The 1,407-nt window shown below is 46.7% G+C and carries 3 protein-coding genes and 1 pseudogene; all 4 read right to left on the bottom strand.

Annotated features, from left to right (window positions below; translation table 11 throughout):
- On the bottom strand, positions 1-279 hold a 279-nt coding region (locus ACFXJL_RS34815; RefSeq protein ID WP_384699505.1), incomplete at its 3' end, for a hypothetical protein.
- The gene (locus tag ACFXJL_RS34810; RefSeq protein WP_376642747.1) at positions 257-505 is read right to left on the bottom strand and encodes a hypothetical protein; all 249 of its coding nucleotides are present in this window, start codon (positions 503-505) and stop codon (positions 257-259) included. The genes ACFXJL_RS34815 and ACFXJL_RS34810, both read right to left, overlap by 23 nt.
- Before the next feature lie 50 nt (positions 506-555).
- Positions 556-1,110, bottom strand: coding sequence for a hypothetical protein (locus ACFXJL_RS34805; protein ID WP_376642749.1), 555 nt, complete (start codon positions 1,108-1,110; stop codon positions 556-558).
- Positions 1,098-1,407 (bottom strand): annotated as a pseudogene (locus tag ACFXJL_RS34800) (hypothetical protein); the annotation flags it as partial. The pseudogene ACFXJL_RS34800 and the gene ACFXJL_RS34805, both read right to left, overlap by 13 nt.

Raw genomic sequence — 1,407 nt, 5'->3', positions numbered from 1 at the left:
TTCCGGCTCTAATTCATCAGCGACCGGGCAATAGATAATTTTCGGCGTCTCGACCTCGGACACGTCTTCCAATCGGTGAACCACAGTAAAGTCCTTACCTTCCTGCAAGCCATGCCACAATTCCTGCCGTTTCTTGCGGCGCTCGTGTACTTCGCCTTTCGTATCAAGCTTTACCACATGGTCTTTCCCAGCGAGATATACCTCAGCGACAACCGATTTACCTGTACCGGTTTGACCACAGATAAAAACGTGTTCGTCATCGCCAATTGTCATTCGCATGTTTTCCACTTCCTTTCGTGCTGTAAGCTTTCACAACACGCTTCACGCCTTTACCTCTTTTCATAGCAGCCATGATGGACGGTTTCGGGATTTTGTCGTAAGGGATTTTCTCCACAACTAAAAATTCCTCGCCCTGTTCGATAATGTCCAAGTGTTCAAACCAATAACGGCTGTATTCATGCATGGGGATGTTGTAATAGAAGTCACCTTGCTTCAGCGTCACCATACCGGACATAGTCGATCATCCCCTCTAAATGGTTGAGGAATTTTAAGACATCAATATCCTCCGAAAGGGATGAGTTGATGTAAGGAGCCGCCAAATTGCTTACTAGTGGGTTCCCCAGATCGTTCAGCAGGCTTTTGATTAGTTCTTTCAGGCGCGCTTTCATTTCCTCGTTGTTCTGTTGGTTGTTTTGGTAGTTCTCGTTTTGGCAAGACATTTTTCTGTACCTCTTTCTTTTTAGGTTGTTTGGATTTCCACATAATGAATTTAGGTATAAAGATCGTAAAGCACGCAATGAGTAACGCTATATGGTCTGCATACTCACTGGCGACACCCGCCACGCCTTCAGACTTCGCCATGATGTTTGCGAGTGGCGTACATATCTGTTCGGCTTCATCGGCGGTTAATGCAAAGTCTTCCATCCCAGGTCGTGCTGCCACGATCGCGCTTGTCGTCAGTAACAGCATTTTCAGCTGGGATGAATCAACATTGCCCGCCGTCTTTTTCTTGGCTGCGCTTTTCTTTTTCGTGCCAGTACCAGGAGGGCGACCGCGTTTCTTTTTCGGCTGTTCCTCCTGGTCACTTCCCGGCACATCTACCATAACCACCCGAGGAGCGTTTTCGCTTTGCTTGGTGCTGGCTGTTCCTCTTCCTCCGGTTCCTCCACTTTTGGCGGTTCCGGTACTGGAATTTCCTGTGCTTGTCCCTGCGGCTGTTCCTTTGTTCCCATCAGGTTTTGGATGTCCTGTAGCAGATTCTTTGCCCATTTTGGCGCGTCCTCCTGTTCCTCTTTTTTCGGTGTTTCTTCAGCAGACGATTTTTCTTCTTTTTCTTCTAGTTCTTTTGGCATAGAAAATAAATCCTCCTTTTGTCCTATTTCTGTTCGATAAATTAAATAATATAGG

This window comes from Streptomyces sp. NPDC059256, assembly GCF_042753785.1.
GTDB lineage: Bacteria > Actinomycetota > Actinomycetes > Streptomycetales > Streptomycetaceae > Streptomyces.
This window is presented reverse-complemented; position numbering and strand designations above follow the sequence as displayed.